Raw genomic sequence first — 19,676 nt, forward strand, 5'->3', positions numbered from 1 at the left:
GAAAGCCCCCTCCGTTAATAGGAGGGGGCTAAGCCATATTATTAATTTGTCCAATAAAGTTTGTTAAAGATTAGCGTTGGAATCCGCCGCCAAGTTGAGATTCTGCCATAGCTACAAGACGCTTAGTGATTTCTCCTCCGACAGAACCGTTCGCACGTGAAGTAGTATCTGCACCAAGATTCACGCCAAATTCTTGAGCGATTTCATACTTCATTTGGTTAAGTGCTTGCTCGACGCCTGGTACTAAAAGTTGATTAGAGTTGTTGTTACTTGCCATAGTTGAATAACACTCCTCTTATTAATTTTGGGGTCAGTATGGAATTGAACCATAATATTGCCACCTGGCCTAACCCATATTATCAATAGTGTTGATAAAGAATATTAGTAATTGGAGATGCTTCAGTTTGGTTGGATGATCCGGAGTTGCACCGGATACTACCCTTGTTGGCTTCATCCATCGGTGTAATTGTTGCTTTGTAATCTTTATTATGATTAATTTTTAAAGTTCTATTCAAAAAAAACGACTAGAAATTTATTCCATTACATACGAAGTTTAAGTTAACGCAAACTAACAATATCTTATAAATAAAAGGGTGAACTATATTGGCGATATGCCCAGTTTGTAATGGTTTAAGAGAAGTTTATTTAATGTGTACGAATTGCGGGGAACCAATGTTAGAAAGTGGTCGTCTTATTGATTTTTTTGATGATTACAGTCCCTATATGGAAATTGATTTAATGAAACTTGAGGATGGCTATCCTGATACAAATTCAGGCCAAAAGTGTCCACACTTGTATAGATGCCCCAGCTGCCACAGTGATGAAGTGATTTTTATAAAAGAATGACCCCGTTACCTAGATAACGGGGCCGGATCCTCTATAACAATTATCTTTCGTTTACAGTTCTAATACGTGATTCAGATTCAGTATCAAAGAAATGCGCCTTATTTAAGTCAAAAGCAAGTTCAATCGCATCTCCAGGCTGAACTTCTGCACGTGAATCTAAACGGGCAACGAAATCCTGTCCGCCAATGCTAGAATAAACCATCATTTCTGCACCAGTTAACTCGGCAACATCAACATTCGCTTTAATTTTTGTACCAGCTGATGCTTCGATAAAGACAGGTTCATCATGGATATCTTCTGGACGTACACCAAGGATGATTTCTTTTCCAACATAACCTTGTTCACGAAGAAACTTCATTTTTCCTTCTGGAACTGCAATTGAAGTATTGCCAATCACGAATTTTCCATCTTGTAGTTTCCCATTAAAGAAGTTCATAGCAGGAGAGCCGATAAAGCCGCCAACAAAGACATTTTCAGGCTTTTCATAAACTTCTTTAGGTGAACCGACCTGCTGAATGACCCCGTCCTTCATAACAACTAAACGTGTTGCCATTGTCATCGCTTCTGTTTGGTCGTGGGTAACGTAAATAGTAGTAGTATCTAGACGGCGGTGTAGTTTGGCAATCTCAGCACGCATCGCAACACGAAGCTTAGCATCTAAGTTTGATAAAGGCTCGTCCATTAAGAAAACTTTTGCATCACGAACAATTGCACGGCCGAGGGCAACACGCTGACGCTGACCTCCTGATAGTGCTTTTGGTTTACGTGTTAAGTATGCTTCTAAACCAAGGATTTTTGCTGCTTCTTTAACACGGCGGTCGATTTCATCTTTTGGAAATTTACGTAATTTTAATCCAAATGCCATGTTATCATATACAGTCATGTGCGGGTAAAGAGCGTAGTTTTGGAAAACCATCGCGATATCACGATCTTTAGGAGCAACATCGTTTACTCTTTTTCCATCAATGTAAAAGTCACCTTTTGAAATATCTTCAAGTCCTGCAATCATTCGAAGTGTTGTAGATTTACCGCAGCCAGATGGACCTACGAACACGATAAATTCCTTATCTTCGATATGCAAGTTGAAGTCCTGTACAGCTGTTACTTTATTATCGTAAATTTTATAAATATGATCTAATTTTAATTCTGCCATTTGTGTTACCTCCCTGAATAAGTTGTATCTTTAGTGTACAGGGAATGAAAACATTTACATATAGACAGGTTGCACAAAAAGTGAAAACGCTTTTTTGGGCATGTTGTCATTTCTGCTGTTCATAAAGGAGGCAAGCTAGGAAGACAGTAAAAGCTCCATAAAAATCCTTAAGACTGATCCCTGACTTTTCGATAAATTTATCGATTCGATACTGTAGTGTATTTCGATGAATATATAATTTTTTTGCTGTCATACTGGCATTCAAATTGTTTTCAAGAAAGACTTTGATCGTGGCAAACACTTCATGATCTTCTTTGAATAGCTCAACGATTTCTTGGCTAACTTTATTTTTTAATTCGAGCGGCAAGTGAAAAGCTAAATAAGCAGGAAAAACTCGTTCAAAAGTAAAGATATTTGACTGCCCCATCCGTGAAACGGCAAAAGAAAAATACTCCTTTTCTTGAAGAAATTTACTTGGTAATTGCTCGGTAAATCCACTTGGTTTACCAATGTAAAAAGAAATTTTTACATAAAAGTCGCTTTCAAGTGTTTCAGACATGGAAAGAATCTCTTCCTCTGAAAGGGCCATGGTATTCTTTTCTTCAATAACAATCCCTCTGCTTCCGCTTTCCCAAATAATCATTATGTCTTCCGTAAAAAAACCTTTTAAAGCGGATTCTATTTCAGGTTGATTGGTTTCAGCTCCGTTTATATTGAACTGGATAATTCTAAGCGTATTTCCAGCTAGGTGGTTTGGTAACGGACCATTTGAATATAGAAAATCATGCCATACTTTTACAGTCGGAGGGAGGCTCGAGTTCTGGAATTCTACTAAAGAATAGAGTGTTTTAAGGAGGCTCACTTCTCGTTCATTGAGCTCAGTTTTTGGAATCCCAATCCATTCCTCCTCTGCTTCACTGCAGAAATATAGATATCGATCTGATGGATTTTCGGGCTTGCTGGGAAAAAGAATGGAATTTTGGTAGAGTGACATTATTTTTTTTATCATGTATGATTTCCCCGTTTTTAAAGATTTTCAGGCTTTAGGCAATATTATACCAATTGTAGGGCAGAGCATAAAAGATAAATGGCTGCACCCAACTTAATTATTAGGTACAGCCATTTCAAATTTATTCAATTTCAGCTGGTGGTTCTTCTTTAGGAAGGTCACGTGCTTCTTCAATATTCGCCGCATCTTCGCGGGCATGGACTGAACCGCCGGACAAACCTTCATTGATCATACGGTCTACATCTACGAAAGCCTTATCTCTGCCTTCGAAGGCAGATTCCTTAGAAGTGAGATTATCTTTAATCATGTGAGTCACCCTTTCCTCTGACACAAATGAACCAGAGATTTTTCCAATTTGGCCGCGGGTTAATCTCCTCGCATAAGAAGAGATGATGATCTTATTGTGCGGAAAAATGTAAAGTTTCATGCATTTTTTACGCTAATCATAAACATGATAAAGCATTAACTCATGAATCTGGCTCGTTACTACTTCAAGGTCCTCCTGTTCAGGTGCCTCATTCATCCATTCAATGGCTCCCGTTTGGTGGTAGGTTCCCGTATATCGTTTTTTCTTAAAATAAAAGGAAATAGTCCAGCCCGGAATATGTTGATTTGAAAAAAGGGGTTTATATTGAAAGTGTAAAATCATCAGCCATCCTCTCCTCCTTAAAGACTCCTATACGTATAGCTTACCTTGTCTTTAGGAATAGGGAAATCTTTTCTTTCGGCTTAGGAGGATTCTTCAATGAGTTGAAGAAATAAGCAACATAGGTTTTCAATTTTCTTTTTCTCAATCTCTTCTTCATCAAAGCTCATGGGTTTTGAATTTACCTCGTAAATATAATATCTTCCTGTTTTACTTACTCCTGCATCAATGGTAAATTCACCGAAGTATCCATAATAGTTGGATAGCGATTTACCGACACTGGGAATAATCGTCTGAAAAAATACATCATGCTCTTTTGATTTTAACAGCTGATAGGGAAGGAGGCTTCCCCCTGATGAGATATGAGTAGTGATTTCTTGTTCCTGAGAAAGGCGAATTCCTACTCCTGAAAGGGTGTAATCATTATGATTGGCATGTGCTAGAATTCGAAAATCAAAACGTTTGCCTTCATACTCTGCAGATTGAATTTCTTCCTGTGCTATATATCGTTTCTTCAGTAGTTCTTCGTTCCATTCCTCCCAAAAATGAGTAAAGGATGAGTAGGTTTTTTGTTTAAGAATGCCATCCAGTTGTATTCCTGAAGGACCGTCCATCCGTAAACGGACAATACCTTTTCCCTTTGAAGATTGAGTGGGTTTTAAATAAATGCCCCCGAATTCCATGAGATAGTTTAATAATTCGTTATGCCTCTGTACAAGGATGGTTTTCGGCAAATAATTCTGGAGAATGTGATCACCTTTTAATAGTTGATACAGTTCATATTTGTCGATAAAACAAGGATTAAAAAAAGGTATATTCTTTTCCTTTAAACGTGAAAATAACCATTTGCTCTTTTCTTCCTGTTCTGAAGTACGAAACGGGATACGGTTATAGACTAAATCCGGGAAGGGGAAGGACTTCTTTTTCCAACGGTTTTCCTCAGGTGAATAATAATAGCCGTATATAAAATCATCCTCTACATCTTCCGGTGTAAATACAAAGCTTACTCCATTAAGTGAAATAAGTTTTTTTTGGATTTCTATAAATAGTGGACCATTACCGGCAATGGTTCCCTTTGATTTCCTTGCTGTCAAGATACCAATCAATGGGGTGCCATCGGTTTTCATTTAAAGATTTCCTCTGGGTGTAATAAGGCTTGCTCAGTTAGAAAAACGGCAAACGCAATGGATAATTTCCGGGTTAATAAATCAAATTCCTTTAATTCCGGATGACTAAAGATTGACCTTCCTGGTTTAGAATTTGCTTCAAACAGCCAAACATCACCGTTTCGATCAATTCCTAAATCAAAACCAATCTCACCAATAATACCCTCAATAGTATGATCGAGTGCTTTACTTAGCAAAAGAGCGGCCTCTCTTAGTTTTTCACTGAAAGTTTCAGCTTCTTCTTCAGGGAAAATTTCACCAACTGTTTTTATTTCCCCGCCGCTTCTTGCATGGGTGGTGACACTGCCTTGCCCCGCAATTTTTCCGGCAAGGGCTGTTATCTGCCATTTACCATGTTCGTCTTTATTTGTATGGACGCGAAAATCAACTGGGCGCTGGTCGATTCTAAGCAGTTGAATTCCTTGCTGGACTAACATTCTATCGAGTGATTGGTTTGCAAACACCGATTGGAATAATCGTTCCAAGCTGGCGTATTTTCGTAAACGATTAGTCCCTGTATCGTCTTGATACCGGCAATAATAATCGTTCGTGTGTTTGTCGAAGATAACTTGATGAACACCATGACCTAGACTGCCATTCTTGGGCTTTATAACAACATGACCAAACTTGGAAAGCATGGTTTCAATTGAGGAAAAGGATGTAAACGGATGGGTCTCAGGTAAATAGGCTGTAACAGATGAGTCTTGCTGCAGTCTTTCATAAATATCAAGTTTATTAAAGAATCCAGGGTTGTACCAGGGAATCAGATATTCTGTTTGGAGGCGGTTTCTCACTTTAATTAATTTTGGATTTTCCTCACTTTTTCGATTCGGCAGGCGGTCATAGACCACATTGGGGAAAGGGACTTCAACTGTTTGCCAAGCATTATCCTGAAAGAAATACCCTTCCATCGTTCCCTGCTCCCAATTAATATGCTGCTCTCCAAAAACAAAGGCATACGCACCGACAGATCGATTGACAGAAAGCAGCTTCGAAAAAAATAAGGTCCGTTCACCAATTGGCTGTTCTGGGTATGAAGTAAATCCAGCCGTAAAAATCCCAACTAACGGACCAATATAAAGAGCCTCATCCTCTAGAAAGGCATGCAGAGGAACTCTAAAATAGGGGAAATGGATCGTCTCTTGGATTTTCCTGCTGATGACAATTCGGTCATCTTTGTCCGGATGGGGGTAAAATTCAACTTCCATTGATTTTGAGCCAAAAGCGATTTTTTTAATTTCTTTACCCTGAAGCAGCTTAGAAGGACAAAAGACAATTAACTGATCATTTTGTGCCACTTCAATGAGATAATGTTTTCTCATAATAGACCTTCCTTTCCGTTTGATCATGCTCTGAAAGGTACTTTCCGTAAAGGAGCGGTTTGGTGTAGAGGGATTCTTGTAATTCTGGGTTCGTCGATAAAAGAACTTTCCTGCCTGGTTTAGAGTTAATATCAAGTATCCAGATTGACCCGTCTTTGGCAATGCCGATATCTATTCCAATTTCAAATAGAGGCATAAACGCATGTTCTAGAGGAGAAGGGAGACTGGTAAGAATAAAATTTAGCTCCTGCTGTAAATATTCAGCTTTAGCAGGCGGAAGGGAAATGAGCCATTCTTTAAAATTGATTACATTCCCTCCGGCAGCTAAATTTGATAGAATTCCGCCTGTCGTTCCAATCCGAATACCCCGTCCTTGTTCTCCCCATACTCCCCGTTCATTTTTTTGTAAGAGAATCCGGATATCAAAGGGCTTGTGGTCTTTATTTGAAAGTTCCAAATAGGGCTGCAATAAATAACTTCGCTGGTTTAATAGAAGCTTGAGCCATTGAATAAGCTTTGCTTCATTTGGAAAGATTCGGGAAATAATTCTTTTTTGTTTTTCTGTTTTAACATGTATCGTTTTTTCACTTTTCTTTAAATAGTAAATACCGTATCCTTGGGAACCATTAATCGGTTTTAAAATTATTTTTTTCTTTAGTGTAAGTTCCTTCAAGATGCTTTCAACATCTGAAACTGCCTGTGTTGAAGGTAAATAGGAAGCTAGTTTAGTCGTTTTTAAAGTTTGATAAAGTTCCCATTTATTCGGTAATCCATAGCCTAAAAAGGTAATATCATTTCGGCTTTTTAACCATGTGACAATGGTCAAGCATTGTTTAGAATGTTCATCTTCTCCGTAAAAACAACGATCATAAATAATAGTTGGGATTGGAATGGTGCATTCCAACCAAGAAGCTGTACTTGAATCAAACTTTGCCCCTTTAACGTGGAGGTTATGTGGATCTATATCGGAAGGAATAAACCTGAAAACCTCCATCTCCAATGACTCAGCGCGGTTAGCCAATTCATTTATATAGGCATTTTCACTTTCCCTATTTAATGTCATAATTCCAAATGTTAACAATTTATATTTCCTCCTTTATAACGGCTGTATCAAATGCAAGAATGGTACAGAACTGGATAATGGCCTTGGCAGAGGGTCTGATTTTTGTTAAACCATCCTCAAAGTTTTTGGATGGCTTAGAATTCACCTCGATTAACCATGGTTTTCCATCATGATCAACGCCAATGTCGATCCCAAGTTCTCCAATAATGCCTCGTGAATTTCGGTTTAAAATCGAAGCAGTCTCGAGTGCCAATTCTTTCATTTGGGCTAGTACTTCTATAGATTTGTTATCACTTATGCACGTTCTTAATGCATTTAATGGTCGTGTAAGGGTGCCGCCTCTAGCTAGATTTGAGACGAACTCTTGATTTGCTGCAATCCTGGCTACAGTTGAGGTTACCCTCCAACCGTTATCCAAATTTTGATGGCATAGAACTCTGAAATCCATCAAAGCTGACTGATAAGACAACAATGGAATTCCTTGTTGAATAATATAAATCCGATCATGGATAAAGGGCTTGATTTGTTGATATAGTTCATCTAACGAAAAAGGTCCCCCTTTTTTAGCTGCCAAGGATTTTAACGAGGTTTCAAAAGTGTAAAGAGAATCCGGGGTACGTGTTACTTTAAAAATATTTCGGCCTTGGCTTCCATGGATAGGCTTTAGAAAAAGGGTGTGATGTTTTTGTGCCAGGTCATAAAAATGTTCTTTCGAAAATAGTTTTGTTTCAGGTAGATAAGAATCTAGACTTTTTTCACTTTTTAGGTGTTCGTAAACTTCCCACTTCGAAAGAAAGCGGTCGTTAAAGAACGGTATCAATAATTGCGCAACTTTTTCTCGAAAATGTTTAAAGTCCTTTTTATACTCCCGTGCTCTAGAATGGATCCGGTTATAAATAACATCCGGGACAGGCAGCTGTGCAGCAGTCCATTTTCCATCTTCGCAATAATATCCTTGACTTAAAAACTGTTCATAAGAAAAAACGTAGAAAAATCCACCATTCTCACTAAATCCTTGTTGAAGTTCCTCACAAAACAAATGAATGGAGCGAAATTTCGGTCCAGTGTGTTTGTTTTCAATTGAATCTGTCAATAAAGCTGCCACAGGTCCAAGCTTTAAGGTTTGACCCTCAGGAAGAACCATTGCTTGAAATTTAATGGGGTGAATAGGGAGATAAAAGGATTCCATAAAATCCTCGGAAACATGAATTGTATGCTCCGGTAAGTCTTCGGTTTGAACGATCGCAGGAATGGTTTTTCTGCCGATCGAGATGTTTAGCTCACTGTGCTGATTTAATTGTAGCTGCTTGCACAATTGGGCAGACATTTGGATAACATTCTTATCTTTGTCTGTTAATTTTTTCGGTACAATTAGGATCGAGGTTAATGAAAATGACATACTCACTCCTCATTTTCTTGGATATTGGGCATTAGTTGATATAAGTAATTTATGTAAAGGCTTGAGAAATGGTGATTTGAACATTCTCGCAATAAATAGAATAGTTTGTTATAGTTGTGAAGATGTTTATACAAAAAGGAGTGGCTTAAAAATGGCAGTTAATTTATATGATTCAGCCTACGCATTAGAAACAGCAATTCGTCAAAGCAATGAGTATATACAATTACAGCAGGCTTATAGCGAAGTAAATGCAGACCCTCAAGCAAAACAAATGTTTGATCAGTTTAGACAAATGCAGATGAACTTGCAGCAAAAACAAATGATGGGCCAAAATATTTCTGAGCAGGAAATCCAGCAGGCTCAATCAACGGTTGGCCTTGTTCAGCAGAATCAAAAAATAGCCCGTCTAATGGAAGCAGAACAGCGAATGAGCATGGTGATTGGCGAATTAAACAAAGTTATTATGAAGCCATTAGAAGATTTATACGGAAACCTCTAAAATGAATTGAAAGCCTTCGGTCGCAAAACCGAAGGCTTTCTCTTTTTGTTCTATATACCCCCAAAAAATCATAAAAGTGTTATAAAGGTAATTTCACCAAGAACAGGGGGCAACATAATGATTTATCGCTTGCTTGCGCTAAATATTGATGGCACGCTACTCCAATGGAATGGGAAAATCCATAAATCAACTAGGGAAGCAATTGAATATGTTCAGCAAAAAGGGATTTATGTAACATTGGTTACATCGCGAAGCTTCCCCTCAGCTAAGAAGGTGGCGAAGGCGTTAAAAATAACAGCTCCCCTTATTACCCACCAAGGGGCATTTATTGCCAGTACAGTGGAGAAGCCTGTTTATGTTAAAAGAATTGATGAAGACATTACGTATGATGCGATTCGTTTTTTAGAAGCATTGCCGTGTCAAATCAGGCTAGTCCATGAGCAATTTTCATTAGCCAATAAATTAAAGCTTAATAATCAGTTACTGGCTAAAACTGTATTTACTTCAGGAGATCCCGTTTTCTATTCCCAGCAATTTGTGTCTTCTTTAAGCGAGTATTTACATGACCAGCCAGTAACATCTCCTAAAATAGAGGTGTACTTTGAAGATGAGCGGGACCTTAGCGATGCAGTTCAGGCATTAAGAAAAATGTTTACAGAGATTGACGTGATCCAATTGGATTCTTTAAGATTAGATATTGTTCCGGCCGGTGTTTCTAAGCTAGCAGGATTATCATACTTAGGCAACCAACTGGGGATCAAGCGAAGTGAAATGGTTTATATTGGTGATGGGCTAGATGATATCCCATTAATCGCAGCAGCAGGGCTAGGGGTGGCAATGTGGAATGCCGATTTTGAAGTAAAAAAGGCTTCCGATTGGGTAACCAGATCAAAAAATGAACATGGTGTCGCCTACATGGTAAAAGAACACTTCCGCAAGCAGCAGCCAATTGAATTTTTAAAAAAAATGAAGATCATCAAAAATTAAGTAAACAGGGGGATATCATGGCAAATGCTTTGATATCTCTGCTTTTTAGAAGACCTTTTGAGGAATGTCTTGCTCCAGCACCTAGGGGTTCAAGGCGGTTCCTCTTTTCCATTTGACCTTGTTTTCTTGATTTTGTACACTTAAGAGAGTTTAGAAATGTCTAGCATAAGCAGCAGAAGAAGGGTTCTTGTGCTTTTTATATGAAAGGTGATTAACTTTGCGAATTTCGATTATTGGGATAGAGGATGAAAGATTTAACCGGCAATTGCAGCTTATTGCCAATTTGTTTTTTGAGGAATCCGAGATTTTTATGGGGATTCAAAGCGATGCAGATGTTCAAATAAAGTTTACACTACAGGTCCAAGACCTTGTAACTGTAGAAGCTGAATTAAAGGACCAGAATGGAAAAGTACTGTTCACTAATTATCAGAAAAAAATGATTTTATCAGTTACCGTCAAGGAACAGTTTAAACAAATTAAGAATGCAGTAGCTCATGTTTATTTAACATTACTTCAGGACTGGACAGGCATTACGCAAAAATGGGGGGTTTTAACAGGGATTAGACCTACAAAATTACTTCATCGGAAAGTGCAGGAAGGCATACCGCAAAAAGAGGCTCATCAGCAATTAAAAGAGGATTACTTAATTAGCGATGAGAAGATTGAGTTGATGCAGCATATTGTTGACCGCCAGCTTGCTGTTGTTCCTGACCTATATTCGCTGCAAAAAGAAGTCAGTATTTATATCGGTATCCCGTTTTGTCCAACCAAATGCGCTTATTGCACATTTCCTGCTTATGCTATTAATGGCAGGCAAGGGTCTGTCGATTCTTTCTTGGGAGGCCTTCATTATGAAATGCAAAAGGTCGGTGCTTGGCTAAAGGAAAAAGGTGTCAGAATCACAACGGTTTACTATGGTGGAGGCACCCCCACTAGTATTACAGCGGAAGAAATGGATATGCTTTACGAAGAAATGTATACTTCGTTTCCTGATGTTGAAAACATTCGGGAAATTACGGTAGAGGCTGGGCGCCCTGATACGATTACACCTGAAAAATTAGAAATCCTAAAAAAGTGGAATATTGACCGGATTAGTATAAATCCACAATCTTATACTCAAGAGACCTTAAAGGCGATCGGAAGACATCACACCGTTACCGAAACAATTGAAAAATACCATTTGGCTCGTCAAATGGGCATGAACAATATTAATATGGACTTAATTATCGGTTTACCGGGTGAGGGGCTGGATGAATTTACCCATTCCTTAACAGAAACAGAAAAATTAATGCCTGAGTCGCTGACCGTTCATACGCTGTCATTCAAGAGAGCCTCAGAAATGACAAAAAATAAAGACAAGTATAAGGTTGCCCCGCGTCAAGAAGTAGAAAAAATGATGGAGCTTGCTGAAAATTGGACCAAAGCTCATAGCTATGTACCTTATTACTTATACCGTCAAAAAAATATCCTTGGAAATCTTGAGAATGTCGGGTATTCATTCCCTAATCAAGAAAGCATCTATAATATTATGATTATGGAAGAGCAGCAAACCATTATAGGACTTGGCTGTGGTGCTGCAAGTAAATTTATTAATCCGGTAACAGGGAAGATCACTCATTTTGCCAATCCGAAGGACCCTAAATCGTATAATGACAACTTTGAAAAATATACGCAAGATAAACTTACGATATTAGAAGAATTATTCTCAGAAGAAGGTTCCCCTGCTTAAATATAAGCGGGGATTTTTTATATTAGGGAGATGGAGGTTGACTAAGAGTACTGTCAAGATCAAACCTTCATTAAGAAAATTCAATATATTTCGAATGCTTATTTTTATTGTTCTTCATTCCATATATAATGGAATTGGATGAATAAAATGGGAGGAGATGTGGAATGTCTATTAATTTTGTAACGGATAAGGTAAATTTACGAGTGAATGGCCGTGTTGCCACGATTGAATTAAACCGGCCGGAGGCATTAAATGCAATGGACATAGACGTTATAAAGGGGCTAGTTTGCAAGCTGAAGGAGATTAGTGAGTCTGATGAAATCGATATTTTGGTCATAACAGGAAAAGGAAAAGCCTTTTCAGCCGGCGGCGATATAAAAACCATGCTGTCTAATATGAATGAGGCGGATTTCTTTCCAGTGATGGATTACATCAGCGAATTAATTATTACTTTATACAGCCTGCCAAAATTAACGATTAGTGCTGTTTCTGGTGCAGCTGCCGGGTTAGGATTTAGTTTGGCGCTAGCGACTGATTATATTATCGCAGATGAAACTAGTAAGCTAGCAATGAATTTTATTGGTATTGGCTTAATTCCCGATGGCGGAGCACACTTCTTTTTAGAAAAAAGATTAGGAGAAACCAAGGCTAAGCAGGTCATTTGGGACGGAAAAATGTTAAGTGCCGACGAAGCATATAAACTAGGATTAATCCAAGAAGTAGCAGAAGGCAGCCTTCAGGAAACGTTAGAGGAAAGGGTACAAGATTGGTTAAGCCGTCCTGTTCAGGCCATGATTAAAACCAAAAAAATAATGGCTGAGGAGAATCGTCCCCAATTACTTAAAGTACTGGAGTTAGAGAAATACGGGCAGCAAAAAATGCGTGAAACACTGGACCACCGTGAAGGGATTCGGGCTTTTCTCGAAAAAAGGAAACCGAAATTCATAGGAAAATAAAGCAAACAAAGAAGCCCAAGGGCTTCTTTGTTTGCTTTATGAATGAAATAATAAAAGCTTGCCGCTAGGTGAAGTTAATCGATGTGTCTTTTCTAGTAATTTTTTTTCTTGTAATAGTTGTTCCCCTTGTTTCTTTGCAGCCTCATCATTTTCAGCTTGAAGATTTTCTTCTAATAATTTTTCCCCATTTGCCTCGAAAGCTGTTAATTTATAAGTTTTCATCGACAATCCCCCTCATGTATCAATGTTTAGTAGGAGCCGGCGTTTATTCATTAGCCGTTTCTATTATAATTTTATTTTCACACAATTCTTTAAATTTTTCAAAATAAAAAAGTTGAAACCAAAATATGGTATATTCGTATTAAAAAGAAGGAAAGGGGTGCGTAATATGGTACTCAAACTTGAACATGTTACCAAAAGGTTTGGTCAATTTACGGCGGTTAATGATTTATCAATAACGGTACCCGAAAAGGAAATGTTTGGATTCCTAGGGGCAAACGGCGCCGGCAAAACGACAACATTTAGGATGATATTAGGACTACTGGATAGCTCGGGAGGCCGGATTACTTGGGATGACCTCCCCATTGATTATTCCACTAGCCATTTGGTCGGCTATTTGCCTGAGGAAAGAGGCTTATATCCAAAATTAAAAGTACGTGATCAAATAGTCTATTTAGCAAGACTGAGAGGAATGCAAAAGACGGAGGCATTAGTGGAATTAAAATCGTGGTTAAAGCTTTTTAAAATTCCAGACTATGAGAATAAGAAGGTTGAAGAGCTTTCAAAGGGAAACCAGCAGAAAATCCAGTTTATAGCGGCGGTAGTCCATAAACCTAAATTATTAATTTTAGATGAGCCGTTCAGCGGCCTTGACCCTGTTAATGTAGAGATGCTAAAGGAAGCGGTTTTAACCTTAAAGGAAAATGGAGCAACAATCGTGTTCTCGAGTCATCGGATGGAGCATGTGGAGGAGATGTGTGAACACCTATGTATCTTACATAACGGCAGTCCGGTCGTAAGTGGCTCGTTAAAAGAGATCAAACGGGAATTTGGCAAAAAGAATTTAGTGATTCATGCAGATTTTCCCTTAGATTCATTGAAGAATTACCCTGGGGTCGTGAAAGCTAAAGTGACCATGGAGGGCATTCACCTGCAAATTGATGGGGAGGAAGTTGCGGGGAGAATCCTTAAAGACATTGTCGATAAAGGGTTTATACGTAAATTTGCTCTTGAAGAGCCTTCATTAAATGATATCTTTATTGAGAAAGTAGGTAATTCTTATGAATAGTTTCTGGATTATCTTATTTCATACCTATCTTAATAAGCTCAAAACGAAATCGTTTATTATCACGACATTATTAACCATTGTCATTGTCTTAGCGATCACGAATATTAATAATATCATCGATTTATTTGATAAAAATGGCGGAAAGGAAAAGGTTGCGGTAATTGACCAATCCGGCCAGCTTTATGAGCCATATAAACAGCAAATAAAAAGTGTTAATACGGATATTCAACTGACTTTTTACAAAGGCAGTGAAAAGCAGGCGGAAAGATTAGTTGAAAAAGGTGAATTTACAGGAGTTATACAACTGCATGTAAACGAGCAGAAGCTGCCTGAAGCTACCTATAAAGCCAAAAGTATCGCCGATTCAACCTTATATACGGATCTTCAAACAGGATTGCAGCAGCTTAAAACGATGCTTGCAGCCTCACAGATTAATTTAGCGCCGGATCAGCTGCAAAAACTTTATGAACCCGTCTCGTTTAAAAAAATGGCCCTTGAAAAAAATGCAAAAACGGAAGAGGAGTTAAACCAGGCAAGAGGATTAGTCTATGTCTTGCTATTTGTTATCTATTTTGCCGTGATTATGTATGCCAACATGATTGCGATGGAAGTTGCAACCGAAAAATCTTCACGTGTTATGGAGATTTTAATATCAAGTGTTTCTCCAATTAAACAAATGTTTGCCAAAATAGTGGGAATTGGATTATTAAGCCTGACCCAATTAGCGGTTTTTTTAGTGGTTGGTTATTATTCATTTATGAGAAATATGGAGTCATTAAAGGATGGTTTTTTCGGAGTATACGGTTTTGAAGAAATCCCAACCGCGACCATTGTGTATGCAGTTATTTTCTTTATTCTTGGTTATTTTCTATATGCCACACTCGCAGCCTTTTTGGGGTCGCTTGTCAGCAGGATTGAAGATGTACAGCAGATGATTACACCAATGACCTTAATGGTGGTTGCTGGCTTTATGATTGCCATGTTTGGACTTGGTAAGCCTGACGCCCCATTTATTACTGTAACATCCTATATTCCTTTCTTCACACCGATGATTATGTTTTTACGGGTAGGTATGCTGACAATCCCGGCCTGGGAGGCAATCATAGGAATCATCATCCTTATTGCAACCATCGCAATACTTGCTATTTTTGGTGCCCGTGTATACCGCGGCGGTGTGTTAATGTATGGAAAATCGAACTCCTATAAAGATATTAAAAAGGCATTACAACTAACAAAAAACGAATAAGAATAAAGGGTCTTACCACTTTTGGTAAGGCCCTTTTTTTTAAGAACGTGCATTCGCGTTTTGGGATTAAAGGTGCTACAATGGAGAAAAGATGGTGAAAGGAATATTTTATGAAAAAGATATCGTTTATCCATGCAGCCGACCTGCATTTAGACAGTCCCATGGTTGGTTTAAAGCATTTGCCGGAAAATATCTTTAATCGAGTAAAAGAGAGTACATTTACTGCATTGAAAAAACTAACCATAACTGCGATTGAGCGGAATGTTGATTTTGTCATCATTGCAGGAGATATATTTGATGGTGAGGATCGCAGTTTACGTGCACAGGCTCGTTTTCGTAAGGAAATGCTTAAACTTAACGACGAAAAAATCCCGGTCTATATCGTTCATGGTAATCATGACCATTTAAATGGCTCTTGGGTTCACCTTGACATGCCAGAAAATGTTCATGTTTTTGGAAACAAGGTTGAAAAAAGGGAGTTAATAACAAAAAGCGGTACCAAAGTCCATCTATACGGATTTAGTTATGGAACACGACATATTTTTGAACGAAAAATCGATGAGTACGACAAAATAGAGGGCGCAGATTACCATATTGGAATTCTTCATGGAAATGAGAGTTCCGGAACAGACCACGATAATTACGCGCCATTTACAGTAAAGGATCTCGTTCAGAAAAATTTTGATTATTGGGCGCTGGGACACATCCATAAACGTTCAGAATTGTCTTTGAATCCTCCTATTATTTATCCCGGTAATATCCAAGGAAGAAATAAAAAGGAATTGGGAAGTAAAGGTTTCTATCATGTTACGTTTACAGATGGGGATGCAACAATGGACTATATTAAGGCTTCCGATATTATTTGGGAGGAATTAACCGTTAATGCCGAGACAGCCGTTAGCTTTGACGATCTCTTCCATTTATGCCGAATAGCCATTAATGAAATAAGAAGAGAACGTAACGGAACACTACTAACCCTTAAGTTGAAAAATACACAGCTAGCAGATATGCGCGAACAGAAAAGTATCGATAATGAATTGCTTGAACTTCTCTTAGAGGATGAAAGTGAAGAAGAGTCCTTTGTTTGGGTAGCGGATTTGAAATTCAATGAAAAATTGCCTTTCGATAAAGAAAAAATAAAAACGGAAGCCAATTTTTATGGAGAATTATTTGAGGTCATCGACCATTTTGATCAAACCGAGCAAGCCTTAGCACCACTTTATGAGCATCCATTAGCAAGAAAATACTTACCGCATTTAGAAACGGCAGAGAAAGATGAATTACTTAGAAAAACAGAAAAATTAATAATTGAATTACTTTATCAGGCCTAATTAAGGAGAAGCGGAATGAAAATTCTAGAAATATACATTTATGGATACGGCCAATTAGAAAATGTAATCATTAAGTCTCTTTCAGATTATCAAGTTTTTTATGGTGAGAATGAAGCAGGGAAATCCACCTTGATGGCTTTCATCCATGGCATTTTATTCGGTTTCCCAACCAAACAGTCATCCGAGCTGCGCTATGAACCAAAACATAGTACGAAGTACGGTGGAAAGCTTAGAATTTATCATGAAGAGCATGGATTTGCTGTGATTGAACGTGTAAAGGGGAAAGCCGCAGGGGATGTAAAGGTGATGATGGATAATGGGACTGCCGGCGGTGAGGAGCTCCTAAAACAATTGTTGGGTAACTTTGATAAAAGCTTGTTTCAGGCCGTTTTCTCCTTTAATTTACAGGGGCTTCAGAACATTCACCAAATGAAGGGCGAAGAAATTGGCAAGTTTTTATTTTCAGCAGGGACCCTTGGCACTGAGCAGTTGGCCAAAGCCGAAAACTTTTTGCAAAAAGAACTAGATGTACGTTTTAAGCCATCAGGTAAGAAACCAATTTTGAATGAAAAATTACAGGAACTTCATGAATTAAAAGGTCAATTAAAAAAGGCTGCAGCGAGGAATAATGAATACGAGGAACTTCAACGAAAAAAAGAGGCATTGCATCAAGAGATCGATCTAAGGAATGCTGCGATTCAAGAAACTGACGAAAAAATCAATAAACTTAAAGAATGGAAGAGAATCGAATCTGTTGTAAAAGAAGAAATTTGGACCGAAAAAGAGCTAAAGGAGTTAGGAACAATCGACTTCCCCGCTCGCGGGATTGAAAGACTGGAAAAAATAAATCAGCTGATTCATCCCGTTATAGCCGAAATTACCAGTATCACTGCTAGAGTAGAAGGATTACAAGAAGAATTAACCGGTATTGGCCCTGATCTTGAATTCCTAGAAAACGAGCCCTCCATTTTAACATTACTTGACCAAGTTCCTATTATTGAACAATTAACATTAGAGAAAAAGCAATCTGAACAGAAACTCTCAGATTATGAAGAAAAGCTTTCGGTAACAAGAGAAAAACTTCATTTGCCCCTAACAGAGGATGAAATCCTCATGATTAATACAAATATTTACATGAAAAACCAAGTAGAAATGGTTACTCAAAAAAAACAAAGGTTAGAAGAAGTAAAGGAAGAGTTAGATAGTCAATATCAAGAGGAAAAAGAAGCGCTTGATCAATTAGAAAAAGAGGTTCGTTTCGCTGAAAGTAAGATATTGCTCCAAAAAGAGAGAATTCAAATCGAGGAGCAGATAAGTCAGCGGAATGATAAACAGAGCTTAGAATGGGAATTAAAATCAATACAAGAAAAAATAGAATACTACCAGCATGAAAATGAGCGAAGTCAAGCGGCCAAAAAAAAGCTGCAAAGTGATCGGAAACTTCAGATGTTTCTTTTTGCGTCAATTTTATTTGGAGTATTTTTATATGGGCTAATTACAATGCAATGGTTCCTGCTGATTGTTGGCTTAGCAGGGTGTATTGGTTTTGTCCTTTTTTGGATGAAAGGGGCAAAACAGACGAAAGAAGACAGCATTTTGCAAAAGATTGCTGAACTAAAAGAAAAGGAAAAAGCTTTGCAACAAAAGCTTCAGACATCCGAATATCTCGATGTTAAATCACTTGAGAATCAATTACTTGTTGATAATCAAAGGCGTCAGGAGTTGCAATTGTTAAAACTCAAGTTAAAGCAGCAACAATCCCTATTTGAAAAGATCATCTCTAAATTTGAGGACTGGGAATTAGCAACAGAACAAAATAAAGAAAAACTCCTTTTTATTAGTAAAGAGTTAAATATCCCTGAATATATTGCCGTCAGTTTTTTAGCAGAGGCATTTGCGTATATTGAACAGTATAAATCGATTTGTCGAGATAAAAATCAGTTTGCACGAAGGATCAACGAAATTAATCATCAACAATCTTTAGTGGAGGAAGGATTAAGGTCAATAGAAGAGCGCTTTTTACAAGAAAAGGGCCATGATTTACACACTTCAGCCTATCTATTACGAAACAAACTCAAGGAAGAACATGAAAAGCAAATTATGAGCAAAGAAAGAGCAAAGAAGCTAGAAGAAATTAAAGCAGATTTAGCTCAAAAAGTACAAGAACTAGAACTTTTACAAATAGAACATCATAAACTCTTACAAGCTGCAAAGGTAGATTCAGAGCAAGAATTCTACATTTTAGGGGAAAAGGCAAAAAAACATGAGGAACTGCTTGAGAGACAACGCTCTCTGCACAACCAACTCCAATATTCTCTCCTCTCTGAAGTGGAGAAAGAAGGCTTTTTATCCATATATGACTGCGAGGGGCTAATTAAGCAATGGGAGTTTGACATCCAGCAATTACAAGAAAAGCTGAAAAAGGATCGAGATGAGATGGCTGCCATAAATTTTGAAATTCAGGTTCTCGAAGAGGGTGGGGTATACACTGACATTCTCCATCAGTTTAAACAAAAGAACTATGAATTGGAAGAGGCAGCCAAAGAATGGTCTGTCTATCGTATGGCGCAAGCGGTGCTGGCCGAAACCATTGATAAATATAAAAATGTGCATTTGCCAAGAATGCTTGTAAAGGCAGAGGAGTACATGTCTATTTTAACAGATGGAAGCTACAATAGAATTCATTTGCAAAAGTCAGGTACAGGTTTTCTAGTTGAACGGGATGACCACACTGTCTTTGAAGCAAATGAGTTAAGTCAAGCGACAACTGAACAATTATATGTTTCAATTCGATTGGCTTTGGCTACAACACTTTATGATAAATATCAGTTTCCTATTATCATCGATGATAGTTTCGTGAATTTTGATGCAAAAAGAACGCAAAAGGTGATTGAACTTCTTCGTGGATTGAAACAAAATCAGGTCCTATTTTTTACTTGTCATGAGCATTTATTAGCTCATTTCCAAAAGGAAAATGTTCTTCGTTTGGAAAAAGGTGCTGTTCAGACTACTTAATAGAGTACTAGCTGGATATGG

General features: G+C 38.0%; 19 protein-coding genes. 9 read left to right on the forward strand and 10 right to left on the reverse strand.

Going from position 1 to position 19,676, the window contains the following annotated elements:
* Window positions 1-70: 70 nt before the first annotated feature.
* Window positions 71-277: an alpha/beta-type small acid-soluble spore protein gene (locus L1999_RS05820; protein WP_098529737.1), complete on the reverse strand. Its 207-nt coding sequence runs from the start codon at window positions 275-277 to the stop codon at window positions 71-73.
* A 326-nt stretch (window positions 278-603) separates the two neighbouring features.
* Between L1999_RS05820 and L1999_RS05825 the strand changes: the two genes are divergently transcribed.
* Window positions 604-846 carry a hypothetical protein gene (locus L1999_RS05825; RefSeq protein ID WP_235742694.1) on the forward strand — a complete coding sequence of 81 codons (243 nt, stop codon included), beginning with the start codon at window positions 604-606 and terminating at the stop codon, window positions 844-846.
* A gap of 40 nt (window positions 847-886) precedes the next feature.
* Here L1999_RS05825 and L1999_RS05830 read toward each other — a convergent pair whose 3' ends face one another.
* The 8 genes from L1999_RS05830 to L1999_RS05865 form a co-directional block, all read right to left on the reverse strand.
* Window positions 887-1,999: an ABC transporter ATP-binding protein gene (locus L1999_RS05830; protein ID WP_215040073.1), complete on the reverse strand. Its 1,113-nt coding sequence runs from the start codon at window positions 1,997-1,999 to the stop codon at window positions 887-889.
* 106 nt (window positions 2,000-2,105) lie between these two features.
* Window positions 2,106-3,008: a PucR family transcriptional regulator gene (locus tag L1999_RS05835; RefSeq protein ID WP_235742695.1), complete on the reverse strand. Its 903-nt coding sequence runs from the start codon at window positions 3,006-3,008 to the stop codon at window positions 2,106-2,108.
* Between the two features lie 121 nt (window positions 3,009-3,129).
* A complete protein-coding gene (locus L1999_RS05840) occupies window positions 3,130-3,315 on the reverse strand; it encodes a hypothetical protein (protein WP_235744265.1) in 186 nt (61 codons plus the stop codon).
* A gap of 132 nt (window positions 3,316-3,447) precedes the next feature.
* The gene (locus L1999_RS05845; RefSeq protein ID WP_235742696.1) at window positions 3,448-3,657 is read right to left on the reverse strand and encodes a YheE family protein; all 210 of its coding nucleotides are present in this window, start codon (window positions 3,655-3,657) and stop codon (window positions 3,448-3,450) included.
* A gap of 80 nt (window positions 3,658-3,737) precedes the next feature.
* Window positions 3,738-4,781 (reverse strand): YheC/YheD family endospore coat-associated protein, encoded by a 1,044-nt coding sequence (locus L1999_RS05850; protein ID WP_235742697.1) that lies wholly within the window; start codon window positions 4,779-4,781, stop codon window positions 3,738-3,740.
* The gene (locus L1999_RS05855; protein ID WP_235742698.1) at window positions 4,778-6,142 is read right to left on the reverse strand and encodes a YheC/YheD family endospore coat-associated protein; all 1,365 of its coding nucleotides are present in this window, start codon (window positions 6,140-6,142) and stop codon (window positions 4,778-4,780) included. Before L1999_RS05855 ends, L1999_RS05850 begins: the two co-directional genes overlap by 4 nt.
* Window positions 6,120-7,223 carry a YheC/YheD family endospore coat-associated protein gene (locus L1999_RS05860; RefSeq protein WP_235742699.1) on the reverse strand — a complete coding sequence of 368 codons (1,104 nt, stop codon included), beginning with the start codon at window positions 7,221-7,223 and terminating at the stop codon, window positions 6,120-6,122. Before L1999_RS05860 ends, L1999_RS05855 begins: the two co-directional genes overlap by 23 nt.
* Before the next feature lies 1 nt (window position 7,224).
* A complete protein-coding gene (locus L1999_RS05865) occupies window positions 7,225-8,604 on the reverse strand; it encodes a YheC/YheD family endospore coat-associated protein (protein ID WP_235742700.1) in 1,380 nt (459 codons plus the stop codon).
* Window positions 8,605-8,755: 151 nt separating this feature from the next.
* Here L1999_RS05865 and L1999_RS05870 point away from each other — a divergent pair, with 151 nt between their 5' ends.
* The 4 genes from L1999_RS05870 to L1999_RS05885 all read left to right on the forward strand — a co-directional run bounded on the left by L1999_RS05870 (window position 8,756) and on the right by L1999_RS05885 (window position 12,775).
* Window positions 8,756-9,103, forward strand: coding sequence for a YlbF/YmcA family competence regulator (locus tag L1999_RS05870; protein WP_215040089.1), 348 nt, complete (start codon window positions 8,756-8,758; stop codon window positions 9,101-9,103).
* Between the two features lie 117 nt (window positions 9,104-9,220).
* Window positions 9,221-10,090: a Cof-type HAD-IIB family hydrolase gene (locus L1999_RS05875; RefSeq protein ID WP_235742701.1), complete on the forward strand. Its 870-nt coding sequence runs from the start codon at window positions 9,221-9,223 to the stop codon at window positions 10,088-10,090.
* 217 nt (window positions 10,091-10,307) lie between these two features.
* Window positions 10,308-11,819, forward strand: coding sequence for a coproporphyrinogen III oxidase (locus tag L1999_RS05880; RefSeq protein ID WP_235742702.1), 1,512 nt, complete (start codon window positions 10,308-10,310; stop codon window positions 11,817-11,819).
* Between the two features lie 164 nt (window positions 11,820-11,983).
* Entirely contained in the window at window positions 11,984-12,775 is a 792-nt protein-coding gene (locus L1999_RS05885) for an enoyl-CoA hydratase (protein WP_235742703.1), read from the forward strand.
* A 36-nt stretch (window positions 12,776-12,811) separates the two neighbouring features.
* Here the strand turns inward: L1999_RS05885 and L1999_RS05890 are convergent, their stop codons facing one another.
* Window positions 12,812-12,997: a YhzD family protein gene (locus tag L1999_RS05890; protein ID WP_235742704.1), complete on the reverse strand. Its 186-nt coding sequence runs from the start codon at window positions 12,995-12,997 to the stop codon at window positions 12,812-12,814.
* Window positions 12,998-13,163: 166 nt separating this feature from the next.
* On the opposite strand from L1999_RS05890, the gene L1999_RS05895 reads away from it, so the two are divergent.
* The 4 genes from L1999_RS05895 (at window position 13,164) to L1999_RS05910 (ending at window position 19,655) form a co-directional block, all read left to right on the forward strand.
* Window positions 13,164-14,063, forward strand: coding sequence for an ABC transporter ATP-binding protein (locus L1999_RS05895; RefSeq protein ID WP_235742705.1), 900 nt, complete (start codon window positions 13,164-13,166; stop codon window positions 14,061-14,063).
* A complete protein-coding gene (locus L1999_RS05900; protein WP_235742706.1) occupies window positions 14,056-15,309 on the forward strand; it encodes an ABC transporter permease in 1,254 nt (417 codons plus the stop codon). The genes L1999_RS05895 and L1999_RS05900 overlap by 8 nt, the downstream gene beginning before the upstream one ends.
* Before the next feature lie 110 nt (window positions 15,310-15,419).
* On the forward strand, window positions 15,420-16,640 hold the full coding sequence (locus tag L1999_RS05905) for a metallophosphoesterase family protein (RefSeq protein ID WP_235742707.1): 1,221 nt from the start codon (window positions 15,420-15,422) through the stop codon (window positions 16,638-16,640).
* Window positions 16,641-16,655: 15 nt separating this feature from the next.
* Entirely contained in the window at window positions 16,656-19,655 is a 3,000-nt protein-coding gene (locus tag L1999_RS05910) for an ATP-binding protein (protein ID WP_235742708.1), read from the forward strand.
* Window positions 19,656-19,676 lie beyond the last annotated feature (21 nt).

The sequence above is a fragment of the Neobacillus drentensis genome (assembly GCF_021560175.1).
Classification (GTDB): Bacteria; Bacillota; Bacilli; order Bacillales; family Cytobacillaceae; genus Neobacillus; species Neobacillus drentensis_A.

Excerpts from the sequence above, each read along its gene's own strand:
- L1999_RS05820 (WP_098529737.1), bottom strand. The coding sequence starts at position 277 with ATGGCAAGTAACAACAACTCTAATCAACTTTTAGTACCAGGCGTCGAG.
- L1999_RS05830 (WP_215040073.1), bottom strand. The coding sequence starts at position 1,999 with ATGGCAGAATTAAAATTAGATCATATTTATAAAATTTACGATAATAAA.
- L1999_RS05835 (WP_235742695.1), bottom strand. The coding sequence starts at position 3,008 with ATGATAAAAAAAATAATGTCACTCTACCAAAATTCCATTCTTTTTCCC.
- L1999_RS05840 (WP_235744265.1), bottom strand. The coding sequence starts at position 3,315 with ATGATTAAAGATAATCTCACTTCTAAGGAATCTGCCTTCGAAGGCAGA.
- L1999_RS05845 (WP_235742696.1), bottom strand. The coding sequence starts at position 3,657 with ATGATTTTACACTTTCAATATAAACCCCTTTTTTCAAATCAACATATT.
- L1999_RS05850 (WP_235742697.1), bottom strand. The coding sequence starts at position 4,781 with ATGAAAACCGATGGCACCCCATTGATTGGTATCTTGACAGCAAGGAAA.
- L1999_RS05855 (WP_235742698.1), bottom strand. The coding sequence starts at position 6,142 with ATGAGAAAACATTATCTCATTGAAGTGGCACAAAATGATCAGTTAATT.
- L1999_RS05865 (WP_235742700.1), bottom strand. The coding sequence starts at position 8,604 with ATGTCATTTTCATTAACCTCGATCCTAATTGTACCGAAAAAATTAACA.
- L1999_RS05870 (WP_215040089.1), top strand. The coding sequence starts at position 8,756 with ATGGCAGTTAATTTATATGATTCAGCCTACGCATTAGAAACAGCAATT.
- L1999_RS05875 (WP_235742701.1), top strand. The coding sequence starts at position 9,221 with ATGATTTATCGCTTGCTTGCGCTAAATATTGATGGCACGCTACTCCAA.
- L1999_RS05885 (WP_235742703.1), top strand. The coding sequence starts at position 11,984 with ATGTCTATTAATTTTGTAACGGATAAGGTAAATTTACGAGTGAATGGC.
- L1999_RS05890 (WP_235742704.1), bottom strand. The coding sequence starts at position 12,997 with ATGAAAACTTATAAATTAACAGCTTTCGAGGCAAATGGGGAAAAATTA.
- L1999_RS05895 (WP_235742705.1), top strand. The coding sequence starts at position 13,164 with ATGGTACTCAAACTTGAACATGTTACCAAAAGGTTTGGTCAATTTACG.
- L1999_RS05900 (WP_235742706.1), top strand. The coding sequence starts at position 14,056 with ATGAATAGTTTCTGGATTATCTTATTTCATACCTATCTTAATAAGCTC.
- L1999_RS05905 (WP_235742707.1), top strand. The coding sequence starts at position 15,420 with ATGAAAAAGATATCGTTTATCCATGCAGCCGACCTGCATTTAGACAGT.
- L1999_RS05910 (WP_235742708.1), top strand. The coding sequence starts at position 16,656 with ATGAAAATTCTAGAAATATACATTTATGGATACGGCCAATTAGAAAAT.